Genomic DNA, 22,369 nt, shown 5'->3' on the forward strand with positions numbered 1-22,369 from the left:
CTTGCTGATTTAGAATTTGATCCCGCTCACATGTTATCCTCTCAATCCCCCTCAATTTATACTGTCAGCCGCCTGAATCAGACGGTGCGTTTGCTGCTTGAGCGGGAAATGGGGCAGGTCTGGATCAGCGGCGAGATCTCTAACTTCACGCAGCCCGCTTCCGGCCACTGGTACTTTACGTTAAAAGACGACACCGCCCAGGTGCGCTGCGCCATGTTCCGCAACAGCAACCGCCGCGTGACGTTTCGTCCTCAGCATGGCCAGCAGGTGCTGGTGCGCGCCAATATTACGCTGTATGAACCGCGCGGCGACTACCAGATCATCGTCGAGAGCATGCAACCTGCGGGCGAAGGCTTACTCCAGCAGAAGTATGAACAGCTTAAGGCTGCGCTTTCGCAAGAGGGGTTGTTCGACCAGCAGTATAAAAAGCCCCTGCCCTCACCAGCCCACTGCGTTGGGGTAATCACTTCGAAAACCGGTGCCGCGCTGCACGATATTTTGCACGTCCTCAAGCGTCGCGATCCTTCCCTGCCCGTCATCATCTACCCGACCGCTGTTCAGGGTGACGATGCGCCAGGCCAGATTGTGCGTGCCATCGAGCTGGCGAACGCGCGTCATGAGTGCGACGTATTAATCGTTGGGCGTGGCGGCGGCTCGCTGGAAGATTTGTGGAGCTTCAACGACGAGCGCGTGGCGCGGGCGATTTTTGCGAGTGCTATTCCCATCGTGAGCGCGGTCGGGCATGAAACGGATGTGACGATAGCCGATTTCGTTGCGGATTTACGCGCGCCTACGCCGTCTGCTGCGGCGGAAGTGGTGAGCCGCAATCAGCTGGAGCTGCTGCGTCAGATCCAGAACGGCCAGCAGCGCCTGGAGATGGCGATGGACTACTTCCTCGCTAACCGTACCCGCCGCTTTACCCAGCTTCATCACCGCCTGCAGCAGCAGCATCCACAGCTTCGCCTTGCGCGTCAGCAAACCGTGCTGGAGCGTCTGCGCCAGCGGATGAACTTCGCGCTGGATAATCAGCTCAAGCGCGCGATGTCGCGTCAGCAGCGCGTGACGCAGCGCCTGAACCAGCAAAACCCGCAGCCGAAAATTTACCGCGCACAAACGCGCATTCAGCAGCTGGAGTATCGTCTGGCAGAAACTGTCCGGGCACGACTTAGCACCACCCGCGAACGCTTTGGCAATGCGGTGACCCATCTTGAAGCGGTTAGCCCACTTTCTACCCTGGCACGCGGCTATAGCGTTACCACCGCCACTGACGGCAAAGTGCTGAAGCAAACCAAACAGGTGAAAGCCGGAGACGTGCTGACCACCCGTCTGTCGGACGGCTGGGTGGAAAGCGAAGTGAAAGGCGTGATGCCGGTAAAAAAACCTCGCGCCCGTAAAAAGGCGTAATCAGCGATGGCTCTCTGGCGTGACGGCTAGCATCAGCCAGGACATGCCTGAAAAAATCGCCAGCGCAGCCACTGCGCTCGTTAACCCCAGAAGCAGGCCAAAAAGGATAGCCCCCACAACCTGCCCACCTGCCAGCATAAGAAAGGCCAGGCTGACTCCAGCCGCAGGTGAAGGATGTGCGATCTCTGCCCCCTTCACCAGCAATACCCCGGACAAAATCACATACCCCGCGCCGCTCATGGCCACTGCCGGAATAAGCCACCAGGAGAAACCGTGGCTTACTGTCAGAACCGCCAGAGAAATGGCCATGAAGATCTGGGATAAACGATAGACCCCCCGCATGCCGATACGCCTTGCCATACTTCCGGTAAATATGGCAACAATCCCCGCCCCGCCGCTTATCAGCCAGAGAACATTGGTCGCTGCGCTATCCAGCTCCGTGTGACGCATAAGTATTTCCGGGCCAAAGCTCCACCATGCGGCGCTGGCCATACCGCTGATAAAGGCAATCCCCAGCAGCCGAAACATGCCGGGTTTGCGTACGATAGATAGCACCTTTGGCGTTGACTCACGGGATTTCGCCGCAGATGACGGCAGATACCGCCACAAAGCCGGCAGGCACAGCAGTGCCATAATGGCGAACACAACGCAGGCTGCCCGCCAGCCCCCGGGCATGAAAAACAGAACGGGCACCGAGAGAATGATCCCACCGCTCGTTCCGGCATTGATGGTGGTATTCACATGAAGCTGACGGTCGGAGGCGATCCTGTCATTAACCGCCCCGGCAAGGGCCGGTGAGGCCAGGCCGGAGCTCAGCCCGGCAATAAATAAACCTATCGCCAGCATCGTTGAATGTGCCGAAGTCGCGAGAATGAACAACCCCGCGGCGGCGGCGATGGCCGCCAGCAAGGCGGGCAAACGAGGCCCTACGCGCGCAATAAGGTATGAGGCCATAAATATCGACATGCAATACGCCGCATAACTACAGGAGGCTATAAACCCCGCCACCTGCGGGGTGAAAGGGATAGCCTGGCGGATATCAGGCAGCATCAGGCCCCACGAAAACCTTGCCATACCATAGGTCACCGCGATGATTGAAAACCCGGTTATGCTCAGCGAAGTCTGCCTGTTCATTACGCTCCTCTTAGTTAATGCCGTTTAAAAAACCTAAACGGTGGTGAAGCGTTGCGCCAGTTTTTAAGGAGATGAATTGTCCGACTTACAACCAGCACCGGTTTAATGTTTTACACTTAAGAAGATTCTTTTTTCGGCATTGCCAGAAAACAGGAGAGTTGCATGACCCGAATTCACAGCGTGATCCCCCCCTATATTCTTCGTCGTATTATCGAAAGCGGTTCAGAGCCGCAGCAGCGCTGCGCCCGCCAGACTTTAACCCATGTTCAGACGCTGATGGCCCACATGCCCGGTAAACCAGCCGCGCCGCACGTGAGCAAAGCCGGACAGCTGGAGCGTGATATCTACGATGCGAAACAGACCCAGGAGCTGCCGGGCACGCAGGTGCGCTATGAAGGCCAGCCGTCCAATGGGGATGTGGCGGTCGATGAAGCCTATGACTATTTAGGCATCACCCACGATTTCTTCTGGAAAGAATACCAGCGTGACTCGCTCGATAATAAAGGGCTGATCCTCACCGGCACCGTGCATTATGGCCGGGAATACCAGAACGCCTTCTGGAACGGTCAGCAGATGGTCTTTGGCGATGGCGACGGGGAAATATTTAACCGTTTTACCATTGCCATCGACGTTGTGGCGCACGAACTCAGCCATGGCGTTACCGAGACCGAAGCCGGGCTGATCTATTTTGAACAATCGGGTGCGCTGAATGAGTCCCTGTCGGACGTGTTTGGCTCGCTGGTTAAACAGTATCACCTGAAGCAAACCGCCGACCAGGCCGACTGGCTGATTGGCGAAGGTCTGCTGGCGAAAGGGATTAACGGCAAAGGGTTGCGCTCCATGTCGGAGCCGGGCACCGCCTATGACGATCCTCTGCTCGGTAAAGATCCGCAACCGGCGCACATGAAGGATTTCATCAAAACGCGTGAAGATAACGGCGGCGTCCACCTGAACTCCGGTATTCCCAACCGGGCGTTTTATCTGGCCGCAACGGCAATCGGCGGCTATGCCTGGGAAAAAGCGGGTTATGCCTGGTACGACACAGTTTGCGATCGCAATCTGCCACAAGATGCGGATTTTGATGCCTTCGCAAAACTGACGATAGCCCACGGCGAAAAGCGCTCGGGCAGCGACGTCGGGGCGGCGATAAGACAAGCCTGGGAACAGGTGGGAGTGCTGTAAATGCAGGTTCCGGAACTGACGGATGACGCCGTGGTTGAGCTGGCCCGGGAAGGCGGCGTCGCTTTTATTCCCAGGCTGAGCGGCCAGCGCACCATCACGCTCTCATCTCTCAATGAGGCGCAGCGTCAGCGCGTGGTGAGTATTCTGGAGCAGGCCATTCCGCGTGGGCAACCGCCTGGTCAGACGTCGTCACCAGGCAGCGGTGACCAGCGTTATTTTCGTATCCAGATCTTCTGGACCCGGCACAACGAAGCGCAGTATACCGATATTATTGTGCTGGTACCGGAGCAGGAAGCGCCCGAATCGCTGGTTGAACTCTGGCAGAAAGGCGAAGGCTGCGTGTGTGATTAAGCCCCGACAGGGACGAACTCCACGCGTTTTTTAGAGATCAGGCCGTGGCCGTTCTGGCAGAAATAGTCCACCGCACCGCAGGCCTTTAATACCTGGAGTGGCTGATGGCACTCCGGGCAGCGGGCTTCGAGCGCAATATCTTTGTGACAGTGTTCGCAGTAAGCCACGCCGTTTTGCGGCTCCAGCTCGGCATGGCAGGTTGGACAGGCGATCGACATAGTAACTCCTTAAGCAGGTTGCCGGGGCGAAGCGGTCGCCCCGGCAGATCGATTATACCGCCTCAGTGGCAGGTTTCGTCCGGGCATTTTCCAGCATGCGACGAACCGGCACAATGAGAACGATCAGTACCGCAGCACAAATCAGCAGCGCGATGGAGCAACGCGCGAAGAGATCTGGCAGCATATCCAGCTGGTCTGCCTTCACGTGGCCGCCAATCAGACCGGCAGCCAGGTTACCCAACGCACTTGCGCAGAACCACAGCCCCATCATCTGGCCGCGCATTCTTTCTGGCGCCAGCAGGGTCATGGTGGCCAGACCAATCGGGCTCAGACACAGCTCACCCAGCGTCAGCATCAAAATACTGCCTACCAGCCAGAACGGCGAAACCCCTGCCCCACCGTTGCTCAGCACATTCTGCGCCGCCAGCATCATCAGGCCAAAGCCCGCCGCCGCACAGAGAATACCGATAACAAACTTGGTGATACTGCTCGGGCGAATGTTCATGGTGGCAAGCTTCGGCCACGCCCAACTGAATACCGGCGCCAGCAGAATGATGAACAGGGCGTTGATCGACTGGAACCATACGGCCGGAATTTCGAAATCTCCGATCATGCGATTGGTGTAGTCGTTGGCAAACAGGTTAAAGGAAGTCGGTTTCTGTTCAAACGCGGACCAGAAGAACGCAGCGGAAACCAGCAGGATAAAGCAGACCAGCAGTCTGGCGCGCTCTTTACGGGTCAGACCCGCGAAGATGAACAGATAAATAAAGTAGAGCGCAACGGATGCCGCAATCACATAGACCAGCATACTGGCCACCGCGACCGGGTTAATCACAATGACCCCCTGGGCGATCAGCGTGACGAGAACCGCTACCCCAACCGCCAGCGCCAGCAGCCACGCGCCCACGCCGTTGCGTTTGACCACCGGGCTGTTCCAGGTGGAATCGAGGCCCACTTCGCTGTCGTAGCGCTTCATGGACGGGACAGCAAACACGCGGAAGATAATCAGCGCCACCAGCATCCCTATGCCGCCAATACCAAAGCCCCAGTGCCAGCCGTGGGTTTTAATCAACCAGCCGGAAATCAGCGGCGCAATGAACGAGCCCATGTTGATGCCCATATAGAACAACGAGAATCCGCCGTCACGACGCGCATCGCCTTTTTTATACAGGGTGCCGACCATCACGGAGATACAGGTCTTGAACAGGCCCGATCCCAGCACAATAAACATCAGGCCGATAAAGAACAGGTTGTTCCCCATCACCGCCGAGAGCGCAATCGACAGGTGGCCGAGCGCAATCAGAATCGAACCGTACCATACGGCTCGCTGCTGGCCGAGCCAGTTATCGGCCAGCCAGCCACCCGGCAGCGCGGCCAGGTACATGGTACCAGCGAAGATACCGACAATCGCCGAGGCGTTTTCACGCGCCAGCCCCATGCCGCCGTCATAGACGGTGGCGGCCATAAAGAGGATCAGTAAGGGACGAATGCCGTAAAACGAGAAACGCTCCCACATCTCGGTAAAGAACAGCGAACCGAGCGGATAAGGATGGCCGAAGAACGTTCGGCTTTCTTTTTGATTAACAGAGGATTGCATAATTCTCCCGAAAGGTATGTCGTTGTGCTGAAAGCACCGCGCGTACGCCGGCCAGTTACGTATCTGACCGATTTTTTACATGCGGCGAAAAATGAGTTAACCATTTGATAACCAGGCGCTAGTTTTGTCTAGTACCAGACCCTGGACTTTAAGATGAAAATTCGACGATTGTCTACTTTCTTAGATTTAAACATGGTTAAAAGCGAATAGTGATTGACTTCACACAGGGAAGGCAGGCGTTTTGTATGGGCGAAAAAAACCCGCGACAGGCGCGGGTTTTTGTGAGACAGGCAAAGTTTATTTGCTTTTCTTAATGTGCTTAATCAAACGCTTACGCTTACGCATCTGGTTTGGCGTAAGGGTGTTGCGCTTGTTAGCAAACGGGTTATCCCCTTCCTTGAACTGGATACGGATAGGGGTGCCCATCACGTCCAGCGATTTACGGAAGTAGTTCATCAGATAACGCTTGTAGGAATCCGGCAGGTCTTTCACCTGGTTGCCGTGAATCACCACGATTGGCGGGTTATAACCACCGGCGTGGGCGTATTTCAGCTTCACGCGACGGCCACGCACCAGCGGCGGCTGATGGTCTTCTGCTGCCATGTTCATGATGCGGGTCAGCATAGCGGTGCTCTGACGACGGGTGGAGCTGTCATACGCTTCACGCACGGAGTCGAACAGGTTACCCACACCGCTGCCGTGCAGCGCAGAGATAAAGTGCACGCGAGCAAAGTCGATGAAGCCCAGACGGAAGTCCAGCGTCTCTTTCACCTGCTCACGAACTTCATTGCTCAGGCCATCCCATTTGTTCACCACGATAACCAGTGAGCGCCCACTATTGAGGATAAAGCCCAGCAGCGACAAGTCCTGATCGGAGATACCTTCACGCGCATCGATAACCAGCAGCACAACGTTGGCATCTTCAATCGCCTGCAGGGTTTTGATGACGGAGAATTTCTCCACCACATCGGTGATTTTTCCGCGCTTACGCACGCCCGCGGTGTCGATGAGCACATACTCACGCTCATCACGCTCCATCGGGATGTAGATGCTGTCGCGGGTGGTGCCCGGCATGTCGTATACCACCACACGCTCTTCGCCCAGAATACGGTTAGTGAGCGTAGACTTACCTACGTTTGGACGCCCCACAATGGCCAGTTTAATCGGCAGATCCTGCGGGTTGAATGTCTCTTCAGGCTCTTCTTCTTCGCCTTCTTCACCGTCTTCGAACTGCGCCCAGTATGCCGCGTCTTCGTCCACCTCTTCCGGCGGGTTCACTTCGTCAACCCACGGCAGCAGAACGGTTTCCAGCAGGCTGGTCACGCCGCGGCCATGCGATGCGGCGATCGGGTAGATATCACCCAGACCTAAAGACCAGAAATCGGCGATCGCCTGATCGGCATCGATACCATCAGTTTTGTTCGCCACCAGGAAGGTCGGTTTTTCACGCGAACGCAGATGTTTAGCAATGGCGGAATCCGCTGGCATCAGGCCAGCACGGGCATCCACCATAAACAGCACCACGTCTGCCTCTTCGATGGCCAGCAGAGACTGCTCCGCCATGCGGGTTTCAACGCCGTCTTCTGTACCGTCGATACCACCGGTATCGATACAGATGAACTCGCGTCCTTCCACCTCTGCACGACCGTACTTACGGTCACGCGTCAGCCCCGGGAAATCCGCAACCAGCGCATCACGGGTGCGTGTTAAACGGTTAAAAAGAGTGGATTTTCCAACGTTAGGGCGCCCGACAAGCGCGACCACAGGTACCATGTTTGAAGCCTCATAAAATTCAAAATAACGTCGCTTTCGCAGCGTTTTTAAAAATGTCAAAACGGCTCCTGAGTGAACAGGAGCCGTTTAGTATACTACAACCGCCGGGTAATTAACGCGTGATCGCGTACAGCGTGCCGTCTTTTGCCTGAATCAGCAGTTTGCCGTCAGCCACAACCGGGTCGGTGAGGAAGCCAGAGCTGTCGACTTTTTGCTGCGCAGTAAAGCGGCCCGTCTCCGGATCGATCCAGTGCATGTAGCCTTCGCTATCACCCACCACCAGGCTACCGTTGTACAGCGCCGGTGCGGTCAGCAGACGGTGCAGCAGATCGCTTTGCGTCCACAGCGTCACGCCGCCATCGGTGCTCAGCGCCAGCAGACGGTCGTTCTGGTCAACCATATAGATACGGTTACCATCAACAATGAAATCATTCACTGAGCCCAGTTCACGTTTCCACATGATCTGGCCACTGCGCAGATCGAGCGCGGTCAGGTTGCCGTTGTACGCCAGCGCATAAACCACACCGTTGACGATAACAGGCGTCGTGTCGACGTCGTTCAGACGGTCGATTTCAGTTGACCCCGTCGCCTGAGAGATACGCTGCTGCCAGATCATCTGACCTTGCTGCATCAGCACCGCGCTCACGCGACCGTTATCACCACCCACAATGGCAGCACCAAAGGCTGTCGCCGGGGCAGATTCGCCGCGCAGGGAGAGTGATGGCATATCCAGGTTGACGGTCCACTTCACCAGACCATCGGCTTCGTTCAGCGCCTGCAGCTGGCCGTTGCTGGTGTGGATCAGCACCAGGCCGTCGCTCACCACCGGACGAGACAGAGACTCACCGGCAACCGTGGTTTGCCAGGCAACAGAACCGTCGCTGGTGTTCAGGGCATAGACCTGTGCTTTTTCGCTTCCCACGTATACGTGACCACCGGCAACGGTCAGGCCGCCAGACAGCAGTGCAGGTTTACGGGAGAACCAACCGTCTTTTTCCGCCAGGTTAACGGACCACACTTCTTTTCCGTCATCGGCGTTAAGCGCTTTTACGGTACCTTTACGGTCAGCCGCATAGATAACGCTGTCAGCAAAAGCCGGGTGCAGGTTGGAATAGAAATCACCAATTCCATCGCCCACGGAAGTACTCCACGCGGTTGACGGGGTAAACTGGTTTTCAACCGTCGGCAGCGGGGACATTTTCACAACGTCTTCTTCGCCACTGAACAGTGAACAGCCACTCAATAACGTAACAGAAAGCAGTCCTGGCAGAAGTAATTTACGCAATTGCATCGGGTCCCTCTCAGACGGACAAATTATTTATTTTCATCTGCATCATTTCGCTCAGCGCAGGGGATGCATTGCTATCTACACCAGCTTGCCACGCTTTACGCGCGCCCGCTTTATCACCTTTGCTCAGCAGTGCTTCACCGCGCAGATCGGCAACGATGGCAGCAAAACCTTCGCCTTTGATGGTATCGAGCGTTTTCAGCGCTTCATCAGCTTTTTTCTGCTGAACCTGGATACGGGCCAGGCGCAGATTGATAACCGCTTTCAGGTTGTCATCGCTGGCGGCCGCAAGCCCCTGCGACAGCTGGGCAGCCGCTTTATCCAGTTCGTTCTTATCAATGTACTGCTGAGCCACTTCCAGCGCGGCCAGCGCACCGTAGGTGTTTTTATTGTCAGCGGCAAATTTCTCTGCTGCCGTCAGCGTTTGCGGCTGATCGGCACGAATGGCGCTCACGGTATTTTCATAGGACAGAGACGCGCCGCGCGCGGAATCCGCCTGATGATTGTTCCAGTAGCGCCAGCCAATCAATGCACCTACACCTAAAATCACCCCAACAACCAGCGCTTTGCCGTTTTCAGCAAAGAAGCGTTTGATCGCGTCGACCTGGTCGTGTTCGTTCTCGTAAATTTCCACGCAGTCCTTCTCCTTAGCCCAATAGAGTGCGCAAGTGCGCCGCAACGCCGTCCTGCGTTACCGTTGTCTGCTCACCAGAGCGCAGGTCTTTCACTACCACTTCGCCGTTGGCCACTTCGGACTCACCCAGCACCAGTGCAATACTTGCGCCCCACTTATCGGCACGAGCAAACTGTTTTTTGAAGTTGCCGCCGCCATGGTTGGTCATCAGCTTAACCTCCGGCAGTGCATCGCGCACGCGTTCAGCAAGCTGCATCGCCGCAGACTGCGTTTCCGCGCCTGAGGCCACCAGGTATATATCGACAACGGAATCTGCTTTAAATTCCGGATTAACTGCCTGAACCAGCAAAACAAGTCGCTCAAGGCCCATTGCGAAGCCAACCGCAGGCGCGGCACGGCCGCCAAGCTGCTCAACCAGACCGTCATAACGGCCGCCAGCACACACGGTGCCCTGCGAACCGAGGCTGGTGGTAACCCACTCAAACACGGTACGGTTATAGTAGTCCAGACCGCGCACCAGGCGCTGATTAACGGTATAGGCAATGCCTGCTGCTTCGAGCAGTTTGCAAAGACCAGCAAAGTGTTCGCGAGACTCGTCGTCCAGGTAATCGCCTAATGCAGGCGCATCGTTCAGCAGCGCCTGCACGTCCGGATTTTTGGAATCAAGCACACGCAGCGGGTTGCTGTACATGCGACGTTTGCAGTCTTCGTCCAGCTTCTCTTTGTGCTCTTCAAGGAACGCCACCAGCGCATCGCGGTAGTTAGCACGCGCTTCCAGAGAGCCGATAGAGTTCAGCTCCAGAGAGACGTGCTCAGAGATGCCCAGCGCGCGCCACCAGCGGGCGGTCAGCATGATCAGCTCAGCGTCAATGTCGGGACCTTGCAGGCCAAACACTTCCACACCCAGCTGGTTGAACTGGCGATAACGACCTTTCTGCGGACGTTCGTGGCGGAACATCGGGCCGATATACCACAGGCGCTGCTCCTGATTGTACAGGAGACCATGTTCGATGCCGGCGCGTACGCAGCCCGCCGTACCTTCAGGACGCAGCGTCAGGCTGTCGCCGTTGCGGTCCTCAAAGGTGTACATCTCTTTTTCAACCACGTCGGTCACTTCGCCGATCGCGCGTTTGAATAACGGGGTCTGCTCTACAATCGGCAAACGGATTTCGCTGTAACCGTAGCTGCCGAGCACCTGTTTCAGTGTGCCTTCAATGCGCTGCCAGATGGCGGTTTCGCCAGGCAGATAATCGTTCATGCCGCGGATGGCTTGAATGTTTTTTGCCACGTTTATTCTCTTTCTATATACAAAAAAGAACCCAAAGAATGGGTTCAATCATACATGGGAAGCACTTCGCTTCCCATCACGTTATTTTTCAACCTGCTGAACGCTGATGCGCTGCGCTTCGTCCATCATCGACGCTTTGGCACGAATGCGCGCTTCAAGCTGGTCGATCATATCACTATTATCCAGACGATCTTTACGAACGCCATCTTCATAGAGACCACTTTTCTTGTTACCGCCGGTGACGCCCAGCGTTGACACCAGCGCTTCACCCGGGCCATTCACCACACAACCGATGATGGAGACGTCCATTGGGGTGATGATGTCTTCAAGACGTTGCTCCAGGGCATTCACGGTTCCGATGACGTCAAACTCCTGACGTGAACAGGTTGGACAGGCAATGAAGTTGATCCCACGGGCGCGGATACGCAGTGATTTCAGGATGTCGAAGCCAACTTTGATCTCTTCGACCGGATCGGCCGCCAGCGAAACGCGCAGGGTGTCGCCGATCCCTTCCGAGAGCAGCAGACCCAGGCCGATGGCTGATTTGACAGAGCCACTGCGCAGGCCACCCGCTTCGGTGATCCCAAGGTGCAGGGGCTGATCGATCTCCTTTGCCAGCAGACGATAGGACTCTACCGCCAGGAAGACATCGGAGGCTTTTACGCTGACCTTGAACTGATCGAAGTTAAGACGATCCAGATGATCAACGTGGCGCATCGCGGATTCAAGCAGCGCCTGCGGCGTGGGTTCGCCGTACTTTTCCTGCAGATCTTTTTCCAGAGAACCGGCGTTCACGCCGATACGGATGGGGATGTTCTTATCGCGTGCGCAGTCCACCACCATGCGGATACGCTCTTCGTTACCGATGTTGCCTGGGTTGATACGCAGGCAGTCGACGCCGTATTCGGCAACTTTAAGCGCAATGCGGTAGTCGAAGTGGATGTCTGCAACCAGCGGCACACTGACCTGCTGTTTGATCAGTTTGAACGCCTCTGCGGCGTCCATGGTTGGCACGGAGACGCGAACAATGTCCGCGCCTACGCGTTCTAAGGCTTTGATTTGGTTGACCGTCGCTTCCACATCCGTGGTGCGCGTATTGGTCATCGACTGGACGGCGATAGGCGCCCCATCGCCGATTGGCACATTCCCAACGTAAATCCGTTTTGATTTTCTACGTTGAATCGGAGCCTGGTTATGCATGAAAAATCTCCCGCGTAGCCCGTCTGTTACTGTGCTGCTGATTGTTCGGCATTAACGGTAAGACGTGCAACCTGGTTAGTTCTGATAAAGCGGCTCAGATCGACAGGTTTTCCTTGATACTGGATCTGTACCGCTGCCGGAGCGCCGATTTTAAGTTTATACGGTGCCTGACCGGTTAGGTTTAACGTGCCATCTTTACGCTGCAGGCCGCTGAACAGTTTTTTACCTGTTGCGTCAGTGACTTCTAACCAGCAGTCAGCAGTGAAATTCATCACCAGCGCGTTAGGGTCAACCGCGGGCGTTGCGACACCTGCCTGATCGGTCGGCAGAGGTGCAGCGGTGTTCGCCGCCGGTGCGTTCGTTGCGGTATCCACAGGAGCCTGAGAAGGTGCAACCACCGCGTTTTGATCCTGCGCTGGAGCCTGCGTCTGAGGCGCTGACGTGTTAGCCGTTGCCGCTGGGGTCTGCGCAGCGTCGGTAGCTGGCGTATCGGTCGTCGCGGTTTGTGGTTCGCTGGTTGTTGCCGCGCTGTCGGTGCTCAGTGGAACGCTCTGCGCGTTACCGTTTCCGGCCTGGTTAAGTTCGGCAGAGGATTGATCGGCCATCGTGGTGATCTCTTCCTGCTGCGCCTTGTGGTTTTGCCACCACCATGCGCCGGTCAGGCCGACCACCACAAACAGCACCAGCCAGGTGAAGCTCATCAGCCAGCCATCACGTTTTTTACGACGTTTGCCCAAAGAGAAGCTCTGCATCGGTGCAACTTTGGCTGCACGAACCGGTGCCTGCTTCTCCATCATTGGCAGTAATTCGTCTTCAGGGATGTGCACCAGTTTTGCGTAAGAGCGGATATACCCGCGCAAGAATGTTGAAGCCAGATCGGCAGGTGCCTTATCTTCTTCAATATCGCGAACCGTGGAAACCTTCAGGCACAAGCGTTCTGCAACGGCTTGCTGGCTGAGTCCGAGTTGTTCACGGGCGTTGCGAAGACGAACGCCAGTGGAGAGTGCTTCATGTTGGTCGTGAGTGGCTTCAGTATTCATTCGCTACAACTACTGGTACGTGAAAAATAAGGGTTCAGGTGCCGGTGAGTCACAATGCCACCCGCACCGCGAAACTTCTGGTCAGTTAACCTTGAACAGTCAGTATAAGACTGTCAGCCCGGAGATGACAGTGCGCCCTGCCCGTGAAGCTAAACTGTTGTTACGTCGTTACATACTGCCCGAAAGTCGTATGAAACGCACCGTAATTATTACTCAGTCATCACGAATCTGACTGATTATTCAGTAAGATTATGCTTCACGGCGCAATAATGCGCCGTGATTGCATAATAATCAAACAGCTTTGACCGCAATCGTCTCGCCCTGCATGCGTTTACGCAGGGTACGTTTGGTTCGGTCAATCACATCACCCGCCAGCTGACCGCATGCGGCATCGATATCATCACCACGGGTTTTACGCACTATGGTGGTGAAACCGTACTCCATCAACACCTTCGAGAAACGGTCGATACGGCTGTTCGAGCTGCGGCCATACGGCGCTCCCGGGAACGGGTTCCATGGGATCAGGTTGATTTTGCACGGCGTATCTTTCAGCAGTGCAGCCAGTTCATGCGCATGCTCGGTACCGTCGTTCACGTGGTCGAGCATCACGTACTCGATGGTTACGCGGCCCTGGTTGGCGTTGGATTTTTCCAGGTAGCGACGCACCGCCGCAAGGAAGGTTTCGATATTGTACTTTTTGTTGATCGGCACAATTTCGTCACGGATTTCATCGTTTGGCGCATGCAGAGAGATGGCCAGCGCCACGTCAATCATATCGCCCAGCTTATCCAGAGCCGGAACCACGCCTGATGTAGAGAGCGTCACGCGACGTTTGGAGAGGCCAAAACCGAAATCGTCCAGCATGATTTCCATTGCCGGAACCACGTTAGTCAGGTTCAGCAGCGGTTCACCCATCCCCATCATCACCACGTTGGTAATTGGGCGGGTTCCGGTCACTTTCGCCGCGCCAACGATTTTCGCGGCACGCCAGACCTGGCCAATGATTTCCGATACACGCAGGTTACGGTTAAAACCTTGCTGCGCGGTTGAGCAGAATTTGCACTCCAGCGCACAGCCAACCTGAGAAGAGACGCACAGCGTGGCGCGATCGTCTTCCGGGATATACACGGTTTCAACACGCTGATCGCCAACGGCAATCGCCCATTTGATGGTGCCATCTGAAGAGCGTTGTTCTTCCACCACTTCCGGTGCGCGGATTTCAGCCACTTCTTTGAGCTTGTTGCGCAGCACTTTGTTGATGTCAGTCATGTCATCAAAGTTGTCGCTGCAATAGTGGTATATCCATTTCATGACCTGATCGGCACGAAACGGCTTCTCGCCCAACTCTTTAAAGAACTCGCGCATCTGCTGACGGTTCAGATCCAGCAGGTTAATTTTTCCATTTTTATTTGGAACCGCAGGCGTGGCGACTTCGGAGGTATTCACTAATTCAGACATAATATTTTCCGGCCTCGTTGTTACACGTTATGGCCCATGGAGGGTTGAAAAGAAACGCCCCGGAAAGCGTTCTGCTCGTCCGGGGCGTTGCATTGTACAAAGTCTGGCGCAGGGATGCCACGTTTGCACGTGGCATTTACGAAAATAATGTGTAAACGAAACCGTTAAATTAACGGGTACGTGGACACACTTCGCCTTCTGCGAAGAAGAAAGCGATTTCGCGCGCTGCAGATTCAACAGAGTCAGAACCGTGGGTGCCGTTCTCGGTGAAGCTGTCAGCGTAGTCAGCGCGCAGCGTACCTGCCAGCGCGTTATCCGGGTTGGTTGCACCCAGCAGGTCACGGTGACGCTGTACCGCATTTTCGCCTTCCAGCACGGATACCACGATCGGGCCAGAGGTCATGAACTCAACCAGACCGTCAAAGAATGGGCGACCTTCATGCTCAGCGTAGAAACCACGAGCCTGCTCAACGGTCAGATGCAGCATTTTGGTGCCAACGATCTTAAACCCTGCTGATTCAAAGCGAGCGAAGATGCTGCCAATAACGTTTTTTGCCACCGCGTTTGGTTTGATGATGGAAAAAGTACGTTCAATAGCCATTGATAACCTCTGTAAAATGTTCTGTTGTTTTTGCATACCTGAGTATGGTGTGGCGCGGATTATAAAGAGCAATAGCGCCATTGCCTATGGTTATACATAACATTTTTTTAAAATGAGACGAAGATTAGCAACAGGACAGATTTCGCATCCCGTAGTGATGGTGGAAACAGAGCGGGCACTGCTTTTCTTCAGGCGTAAATGACCAGAACCGACGGCGGCACGTCTGGCAAATGGCCTCATATGCGGGCATGGTTACCGTTTTCGCTATTCCCTCTGTTTGTGTCACTTTTATCGCCGCATGCTGGCAAACCGCTTCACAACCACCGCAACCGGTGCAATATTCGGTTTCCACCCTCAGACTGGCGTTCTCAAAACGAATCGCCTTTTCCTGACAGCTTCGCCAGCACGCCCCGCACAGCACGCACTTTCCGGCGTCGAGAGCGATCTCTGCCTCGCTAAACGCGGGAAAAGCCCTTCGCAACTCACGCAGGCCAGGCATGACGCGACAGGCACGAACATCCTCGCGGGGAACGTGCATTAGCGCACGGCGGGCGAGATTCACCTCGTTGTGCGGGATGAGCTTAAATGTCCACGCCGCTTCACCGCGTCGGCGAAGCGTAAGATTAAGCCGGGCAAGCGCCAGCAGCCAGTCAGGATGGTGCTCCACCTCAATACTGATAAAACGAACGCGGTATTGCGCGTGCCACAGTAGCAGCTCATTCACTCCAGCGGCGCGTTCCGTAAACGGCCCGGCAAGCGTATCTCCACGCAAAAAGCGTTTTCGCGGTACGATGCCGGTAATGGCTCCGGCTGGACAGACAAACAGGCAGTCACCGCATTCAATACAACGGCTGTCATCAATCAGAACGCCCGAGTCCGTAAAAGAGAACGCCTGCACAGGGCAAGCGTCCGCACAGGCGTGGCAGGAGGCATGGCGGAAACGGCGACAAACGCACGCATGCGTCACGTCCATCGCCGGGATAAGCGTTAATCCGTCCATCAGCCAATACTGAAGAAAACGAAGCGCAGCATTAGCTCACCCACAATCAGTAATGCGCTGCCCAGCAGCACCGGGCCTCGCGCGGCCTTCAGACCGCCCGCGGCAAAACACAGCATGCCCGCAACGGAAACGCACCAGCTCAGCAGATGCATCGTGCGCAGTTGCTCCAGCATCCGTAACGGAGCGTGAGGGAATGTCACCACGGTGTTGTCCATGGCTGTAATGTCGGCCAGCCAGACGGGCTGCATCACCAGACGCACAAGCACCAACAGCGTAATAATCACAACCGCCGCGCGCAGGTTAATCCGGGAAGGCGCCCCAACGGCCACGCAGGCTGAGCCAATGATTCCCACCGAGCCGATGAACAGCACCAGCGTGTTGATGTGCTGCCAGGTGACAACCGACGTATGGATATAAATCTGCACCATGCAGAACACGTCCACCAGCCCGACAAGACCCGCCACCGCCAGAAGCGGCTTCCAGCCTGGTTTTTTCGCGAACATCAGCAGCGTCGCAAGACCAAGCGCCGCAAGGTAAAGGCTGGCAAATACAATCTCACGGCTCAGCCAGGAGCTGGATACGTGGCGCAGCGCGTTGAGAGCATTGAGCGGGTAGCCCATATGCAGCGCCGAGGCGAGCAGCCCCAGGCAGGCCAGCACGAATGCCCCGGCAGCAGGCAGCAGCGCGTTACGCGGCGAAGCCTGCGCGCCTCCGAGCGCCAGCCAGAGCGTAACGCCTACCGATCCCTGAAGGAACAGGGTAAAAATCAGCAACGGTAACTCATGCATGACGTGTCCCCTCTTTCTCTGCGCCCTGATGTGCTTTGATCACCAGGTTCGGTTTGGTGATGGAGGAATCAGGCAATCCCTTCACGTCACAGACCACACCGTATTTCGCCCGAAGTTCATCAATCGGCCCGAATTTGATCGCTTCAAGGGGACAGGTTGCCACGCAGACAGGCTGTTCGCCTTTCGCCTGCAGATCCACGCAAAAATCGCATTTGGACATCTGCCCGGTCTGCTCGTTGAGCTGCGGCGCGCCATAGGGGCATGACCACGCACAATATCCACAGCCGACGCACTTATCCGTATCGACGCGCACGATGCCGTCACCCGGACGCTTATGCATCGCGGTGGTCGGGCAGTTTTTGGTGCAGACAGGATCCGCACAGTGGTTGCAGGAGACAGAAAGTGTGTAGGCAAAAACGTTATTGCTGACGCCACCCTGGCCGGTTGGGATGAAATTCCCGCCGTTGATTTCGTACACGCGACGGAAACGACGCCCGGGTTCAAGGTTGTTTTTATCTTTGCACGCCACCTGGCAGGCCTTGCAGCCCGAGCAGCGGGATGAGTCGATACAGAAACCCAGCTGTTTGTCGCTCACCGGCGCGTAGTGTTTAAACTGACTCATGCTTTTGCTACCTCCACCAGCATGGTTTGATGAGAATTCCCTTTCGCAAGTGCGGTAATGCGGGCGGAGCTGAGCACGTTCGCGCAGCCACCTTTATCAATGCCCCGCTCGTCCGGCTGCCACCAGGCGCCAGCCTGCATGGCAACAACGCCAGGAATGATGCGCGGCGTGACTTCGGCCGGGATTTCACATATCCCCCGTGCATTGTGAATACGCACGGTATCTCCCTGCGCAATACCGCGTTTTTGCGCGTCCTGTGGGTTAATCCATAACTTTTGCTGTTGAACCTCAATCAACCATGGGTTGGCATACTGAGTGGAGTTGGCGCGGTTTTTCCCTTTCCAGGTAATGAGCTGTAACGGGAACGTCTTCGCCAGTTCATCCTCCGGTCCTTCATGGGCTGGCACGTAATGCGACAGCGCAGGGATTTCCGGGTGATGCATGTCGTAAAGACGCTTCGAGAAGATCTCAATTTTTCCGGATGGCGTCGGGAAAGGATGATTTTGCGGGTCGCGAATATTGTCCTCAAAAGCGACATACGGTGCGCTTTTGAAGAGATGTTGCCGCGTCTTTTGCAGCGTCGCGAAGTCAGGCAAGTTTTCCTCTGGCATCGCCAGGCGAGTCTGCTCCCATATGTGTTCAATCCACGCCTTTTCATCCCGCCCCTGGCTGAAGGCCGGTTCGATACCCAGCTTAGCGGCTACTTCGCGCAGCCAGTCATAGTCTGAACGGCGTTCAAATTCGGGTTTGATCAGCTTTTCCGAGAGGATCAGATAGCTTGCGGTCCCCCAGGTTTCACCGATATTCCAGCGTTCCATAAAGCTGGTTTCCGGCAGCAGAAGATCGGCATAGCGGGCGCTCGGCGTCATGAAGAGATCGCTTGCCACGATGAACTGAATTTTCGACTCGTCTTCCAGTACCCGTGTCGCCTGATGCAGATCGGGGTTCTGGTTAGCAAGATAGTTACCCGCCAGAGAAAACAGAATGCGGATATTACTGTCGAGCTTTTCAGCATCCTTCAGGCCGACATCCGGTGTGACCTGTGAGGCATCGTCAGCGGCCTGAACCCAGTTCATCACCGATATTTTTGCTTTGACCGGGTTATCCGGCATGTCAGGACCGACCGCAAATTTCCGGTTGGCACAACCACCATATCCTGCAGCCCACCCACCTTTTACGCCAACATTGCCCGTCAGCGTTGCCAGCAGCGTAGAGCCACGCGCGGTGCGTTCGCCGCAGTTGTGGCGCTGTGGACCCCAGCCCTGAATTAACGCGGCAGGTTTTGTTGTGGCATAGTCGCGTGCCAGCTGCCGGATGGTCTGCGCTGGCACATGGGTAATTTGCTCTGCCCATTCGGGAGTTTTCACCACTCCATCTTTCGCACCGGTCAGATAGGCGACAAGAGACTCGTTGGCGGGCACACCTTCAGGCATTGAGGCTTCATCGAAGCCCAGCGTATAGCGCTGAATAAATTCACGATCGTGCAGGTTTTCCGTGACGATAACGTACATCATCGCGTCCATCAGCGCGTTATCGGTCGTCGGTAATAAGGGGATCCATTGATCGGCAAGGGATGAAACGGTATCTGAGTAGCGTGGATCAACCACGATAAAACGCGTGCCGTTTTGCTTCATCCTCTGGAAATAGTGGTTGCTGTGACCAAAAATGGTCTCCGTTGGGTTATGACCCCAGAGGATCACCAGCCGGGTATCCTGCAGTGTATCCAGCGAACTGCCGCTGGCGGCGGTGCCGTAGGTGTAAGGCGTCGCGGCAGCTGTATTGCCCATACTGACCGAATGATAGCTTTCAAGGTATCCGCCGGTTAAGTTGAGCAAACGACGGACCATCTTATCCCCGGAAAAGGTGCCCCCGGAAACCGCCGTACCCACATGAACATAGCGCGAGGCTGCGCCATATTGTTGCGTGATCGTTTTTAACCGTTCGGCAATAAGCGTGGTAGCTTCATCCCACGAAATACGTTCAAATTTTCCTTCACCGCGCTTACCCACGCGTTTCATCGGATATTTTAAACGGTCAGGATGGTAAACAAATTTCCGGTAAGCCCGGCCACGAACGCAGGCGCGCATCACCGGCATTTGCGGATCCAGCTCATTATCCGGGCGCGTGGAAATTCGGGTCACCACGCCATCGTTGACGTGGGCCCGAATATCACATTTCCCCCCGCAGTCAAATGTGCTGCAGGTCTGAATAATGTTTTCCGCAGGCTCGTCTTGTGCGGCGGTGTCTTCACTCGCCTTTGCTTTGCCAACGCGGGCGACAAACGGCAGGGCAGCAAGCGCCGACCCGGCCTGGATAAACTGACGTCGGGATACAGCGGGTAAAAGGCCGTCTCCCTGGCTTTTTATTTTTGTCATTGCTCATTCCTTCAAATAAAAACGCATTCTCGTTTTTTCGCAGGAACGAACATTGATTATTATCAAGCTAATTAATAGGGAGTAGGGGTTAGCGGCTTAATTCAAAATTAAGCGTAGCCAATTTCCCGGCCTCATCCATGGCAACTAATTGATATTTACCGGGCAAAGATAACTGCATTGAAAAATTCCGATTTTTATGTTCAAGAGGCTCGCCATTTAAAAACCACCATCGCTGCCCTTCTCCCCCGCTGGTCGTGACGGAAATTGTCACTTTTTCCTCACCCGGAAGACGCTTAATGACCGCCCCCTCTCTGACACCCGAAATCATTAGCGGTGCCGCATTGTTATCATCCAGCGGTGGACAAACCGTTGAGGGTGCGGGAAGACGTGCCGCTCTTTTTTCTGCTGCGGGCAGCCAGGGCTCCAGGGGCAGCGGCCAGACGTCCAGCACTTTCTCTGTGGCATCCGGGCAATCTGCCGCAACGCGTTTGCCGGTTTTATCCAGCCAGATCGGGAAACGGATCCCGCGGATGCCCTCCTGCTCCGGCAGCAACAGCGTCGGCGGCTCACTTCCTTCCAGCAGCCAGGTCGACAGGCGTCGACGGCAGTTTTCACTGCCCTCCGGCAACGATTGCCCGCCAGGCCAGCAGATCACGCCTCGCCCGACGCTTTCCGGGCGCGGATCTCGTGGCAGGCGCGCTTCGTCTATCGTTGAGCGCGACTGAAGCAGGTTATTCACCTGATTTAACAGCGGCACGGCACTGGCAAAACCAAACTGTCCCGCCACGGGCGTGCCGTCCGGCCTTCCTGTCCAGATGCCAATCACGTAACGCGCATTCAGGCCAATGGCCCAGGCATCGCGATAGCCGTAGCTGGTGCCCGTTTTCCATGCCAGCGGCGCAACCTGCGGCAGTGCGTTATCCGGTAACGGTTGGGCTTCATTCGCCAGAATACGGCGAATAATCCAGGCCGAGCCGGGTGACAACAGCGGACGTTCAACCAGCGCATCACCTGGCTGTAAGCGCAGCCTTCCCGCTTTACCGCGGCGGGCAAAAGCGCTGTAGGCAGCAGTAATATCTGCCAGCCGCGCTCCCGCCCCGCCCAGGATCAACGACAGATTTGGCTGCGCCCCCGCAGGCAAAATAAGCGGCAACCCTGCGTTGCTGAGCATGCCGGCAAAACGCTTAGGCCCGTACGCCTCCAGCACCTGCACGGCAGGAAGGTTAAGGGAGCGCACCAGCGCTTCGCTCATGCTCACCGGCCCATGGAATCCGCTGTCAAAGTTACCGGGACGATAATCACCGGTTTTCCTGGGAACATCCTGAAGCAGCGAAGCGGGATGGATCAGTCCATCGTCGAGCGCCATACCGTAGATAAAAGGTTTCAGTACCGATCCCGGGGATCGGATCGCATTCACCATATCCACATGGCTGAAGCGGGTGTCATCGTTAATATCCACCGAACCGACCCAGCCGCGCACTTTCATATTGGTATGATCCACGACGATCATCGCCAGCGAACTGCGCGCCGGCAGGCGGGATTTCCAGTTCATTGCCAGCTCTTCCAGCTGCCGTTGTAAGGCGGCATCCAGAGTGGTGACAATTTTGGTATCACGGCTTTTTCCCAGCATCATGCGTGCGAAGAGCGGCGCCAGCTGGGGCATCTGCCGGGGAGCCAGCCATACCGGCTCTTCACGGGATTCGTTAACCTGTCGGGCTGACCAGACGCCCTGCGTTACCATCCGCTCGAGCACTTTGTTGCGCGCCGCCTCCGCCCGCGCCGGCCAGCGGTCCGGGCGTAAACGGCTGGGGGCCTGAGGTAGCACCGCCAGCAGGGCCGCTTCGGAATAGCTGAGCTGTGATGGCGGTTTACCCAGATAGGTCCAGCTTGCGGCACCTATTCCCTGGAGCGTCCCGCCAAACGGGGCGCGGTTGAGATAGAGGGTGAGGATCTCGCGCTTGGAGAGATGCCATTCAAGCTGCATCGCCCGCCAGAGTTGACGAATTTTACCGCCAAAGGTGCGCGGATGCGGATCCAGCAGACGCGCAACCTGCATGGTCAGTGTACTGCCGCCGGAGACCACCTTACCGGACGTCAGATCCTGCCAGGCAGCGCGCAGCACAGAGAAAGGATTCACGCCTGGATGCTCCCAGAACCAGCGATCTTCATACTGGATCAGGGCCTCAAGATAGCGAGGAGAGACCTCTTCAATCGTGACCGGATAACGCCAGATCCCTTCGCTGTCGGCAAAACGCCAGAGCGGCGTGCCCTTCTCATCCACCACCACCCGGGCGGGGTTAACCTCTTTCAGCGGCAACGGCCAGAGGCGGTCGGCGGCGACAATCAGCCCCCATAAAATGAGAAGCGCCCCCGCCAGCCACAGCCAGCGGGAGCGTATCAGACGTGCAACTGACAT

19 protein-coding genes are annotated in these 22,369 nt (G+C 56.1%); 3 read left to right on the forward strand and 16 right to left on the reverse strand.

What is annotated here, in order from left to right; all coding sequences use genetic code 11:
• The first annotated feature begins 30 nt into the window (after positions 1–30).
• Positions 31–1,404, forward strand: a complete 1,374-nt coding sequence (xseA, locus tag M8370_RS11210; RefSeq protein ID WP_214453312.1) for an exodeoxyribonuclease VII large subunit — start codon at positions 31–33, stop codon at positions 1,402–1,404.
• Here xseA and M8370_RS11215 read toward each other — a convergent pair whose 3' ends face one another.
• Positions 1,405–2,538, reverse strand: a complete 1,134-nt coding sequence (locus M8370_RS11215) for an MFS transporter (protein ID WP_048972583.1) — start codon at positions 2,536–2,538, stop codon at positions 1,405–1,407. It abuts the gene before it with no gap.
• 162 nt (positions 2,539–2,700) lie between these two features.
• Between M8370_RS11215 and M8370_RS11220 the strand changes: the two genes are divergently transcribed.
• Entirely contained in the window at positions 2,701–3,720 is a 1,020-nt protein-coding gene (locus M8370_RS11220; RefSeq protein ID WP_023620379.1) for a M4 family metallopeptidase, read from the forward strand.
• Complete coding sequence (locus M8370_RS11225; RefSeq protein WP_013098269.1) at positions 3,721–4,071, forward strand: protealysin inhibitor emfourin; 351 nt, start codon at positions 3,721–3,723, stop codon at positions 4,069–4,071. It abuts the gene before it with no gap.
• Here M8370_RS11225 and M8370_RS11230 read toward each other — a convergent pair.
• From M8370_RS11230 to pbpC, 15 genes are all read right to left on the reverse strand, one after another.
• Positions 4,068–4,289 carry a zinc ribbon domain-containing protein gene (locus M8370_RS11230; RefSeq protein WP_020690017.1) on the reverse strand — a complete coding sequence of 74 codons (222 nt, stop codon included), beginning with the start codon at positions 4,287–4,289 and terminating at the stop codon, positions 4,068–4,070. The two genes, M8370_RS11225 and M8370_RS11230, sit on opposite strands and share 4 nt — an antisense overlap.
• A gap of 52 nt (positions 4,290–4,341) precedes the next feature.
• A complete protein-coding gene (locus M8370_RS11235) occupies positions 4,342–5,886 on the reverse strand; it encodes a peptide MFS transporter (RefSeq protein ID WP_013098271.1) in 1,545 nt (514 codons plus the stop codon).
• A gap of 297 nt (positions 5,887–6,183) precedes the next feature.
• Positions 6,184–7,659 carry a ribosome biogenesis GTPase Der gene (gene der / locus M8370_RS11240; protein WP_029882245.1) on the reverse strand — a complete coding sequence of 492 codons (1,476 nt, stop codon included), beginning with the start codon at positions 7,657–7,659 and terminating at the stop codon, positions 6,184–6,186.
• A 112-nt stretch (positions 7,660–7,771) separates the two neighbouring features.
• A complete protein-coding gene (bamB, locus tag M8370_RS11245) occupies positions 7,772–8,950 on the reverse strand; it encodes an outer membrane protein assembly factor BamB (RefSeq protein WP_029882244.1) in 1,179 nt (392 codons plus the stop codon).
• 10 nt (positions 8,951–8,960) lie between these two features.
• Positions 8,961–9,581 carry a YfgM family protein gene (locus M8370_RS11250; protein ID WP_013098275.1) on the reverse strand — a complete coding sequence of 207 codons (621 nt, stop codon included), beginning with the start codon at positions 9,579–9,581 and terminating at the stop codon, positions 8,961–8,963.
• Positions 9,582–9,594: 13 nt separating this feature from the next.
• Positions 9,595–10,869 (reverse strand): histidine--tRNA ligase, encoded by a 1,275-nt coding sequence (hisS, locus tag M8370_RS11255; RefSeq protein WP_013098276.1) that lies wholly within the window; start codon positions 10,867–10,869, stop codon positions 9,595–9,597.
• 81 nt (positions 10,870–10,950) lie between these two features.
• The gene (gene ispG / locus M8370_RS11260; RefSeq protein WP_029882243.1) at positions 10,951–12,069 is read right to left on the reverse strand and encodes a flavodoxin-dependent (E)-4-hydroxy-3-methylbut-2-enyl-diphosphate synthase; all 1,119 of its coding nucleotides are present in this window, start codon (positions 12,067–12,069) and stop codon (positions 10,951–10,953) included.
• Positions 12,070–12,095: 26 nt separating this feature from the next.
• The gene (gene rodZ / locus M8370_RS11265; RefSeq protein ID WP_023620375.1) at positions 12,096–13,109 is read right to left on the reverse strand and encodes a cytoskeleton protein RodZ; all 1,014 of its coding nucleotides are present in this window, start codon (positions 13,107–13,109) and stop codon (positions 12,096–12,098) included.
• A gap of 291 nt (positions 13,110–13,400) precedes the next feature.
• Positions 13,401–14,567: a dual-specificity RNA methyltransferase RlmN gene (rlmN, locus tag M8370_RS11270; protein WP_114519217.1), complete on the reverse strand. Its 1,167-nt coding sequence runs from the start codon at positions 14,565–14,567 to the stop codon at positions 13,401–13,403.
• A 169-nt stretch (positions 14,568–14,736) separates the two neighbouring features.
• Positions 14,737–15,168, reverse strand: coding sequence for a nucleoside-diphosphate kinase (gene ndk, locus M8370_RS11275; RefSeq protein ID WP_003860625.1), 432 nt, complete (start codon positions 15,166–15,168; stop codon positions 14,737–14,739).
• A gap of 124 nt (positions 15,169–15,292) precedes the next feature.
• Positions 15,293–16,168: a 4Fe-4S binding protein gene (locus M8370_RS11280; RefSeq protein ID WP_114519216.1), complete on the reverse strand. Its 876-nt coding sequence runs from the start codon at positions 16,166–16,168 to the stop codon at positions 15,293–15,295.
• A complete protein-coding gene (locus tag M8370_RS11285; RefSeq protein ID WP_114519215.1) occupies positions 16,168–16,956 on the reverse strand; it encodes a dimethyl sulfoxide reductase anchor subunit family protein in 789 nt (262 codons plus the stop codon). Before M8370_RS11285 ends, M8370_RS11280 begins: the two co-directional genes overlap by 1 nt.
• Positions 16,949–17,578 carry a DMSO/selenate family reductase complex B subunit gene (locus M8370_RS11290; RefSeq protein WP_214453315.1) on the reverse strand — a complete coding sequence of 210 codons (630 nt, stop codon included), beginning with the start codon at positions 17,576–17,578 and terminating at the stop codon, positions 16,949–16,951. The genes M8370_RS11285 and M8370_RS11290 overlap by 8 nt, the downstream gene beginning before the upstream one ends.
• Positions 17,575–19,953 carry a DMSO/selenate family reductase complex A subunit gene (locus M8370_RS11295; RefSeq protein ID WP_095453323.1) on the reverse strand — a complete coding sequence of 793 codons (2,379 nt, stop codon included), beginning with the start codon at positions 19,951–19,953 and terminating at the stop codon, positions 17,575–17,577. The genes M8370_RS11290 and M8370_RS11295 overlap by 4 nt, the downstream gene beginning before the upstream one ends.
• Positions 19,954–20,041: 88 nt before the next feature.
• The gene (gene pbpC / locus M8370_RS11300) at positions 20,042–22,369 is read right to left on the reverse strand and encodes a peptidoglycan glycosyltransferase PbpC (protein WP_250021050.1); all 2,328 of its coding nucleotides are present in this window, start codon (positions 22,367–22,369) and stop codon (positions 20,042–20,044) included.

The organism is Enterobacter cloacae complex sp. OE43NF, from assembly GCF_023544405.1.
Taxonomy (GTDB): Bacteria; Pseudomonadota; Gammaproteobacteria; order Enterobacterales; family Enterobacteriaceae; genus Enterobacter; species Enterobacter cloacae.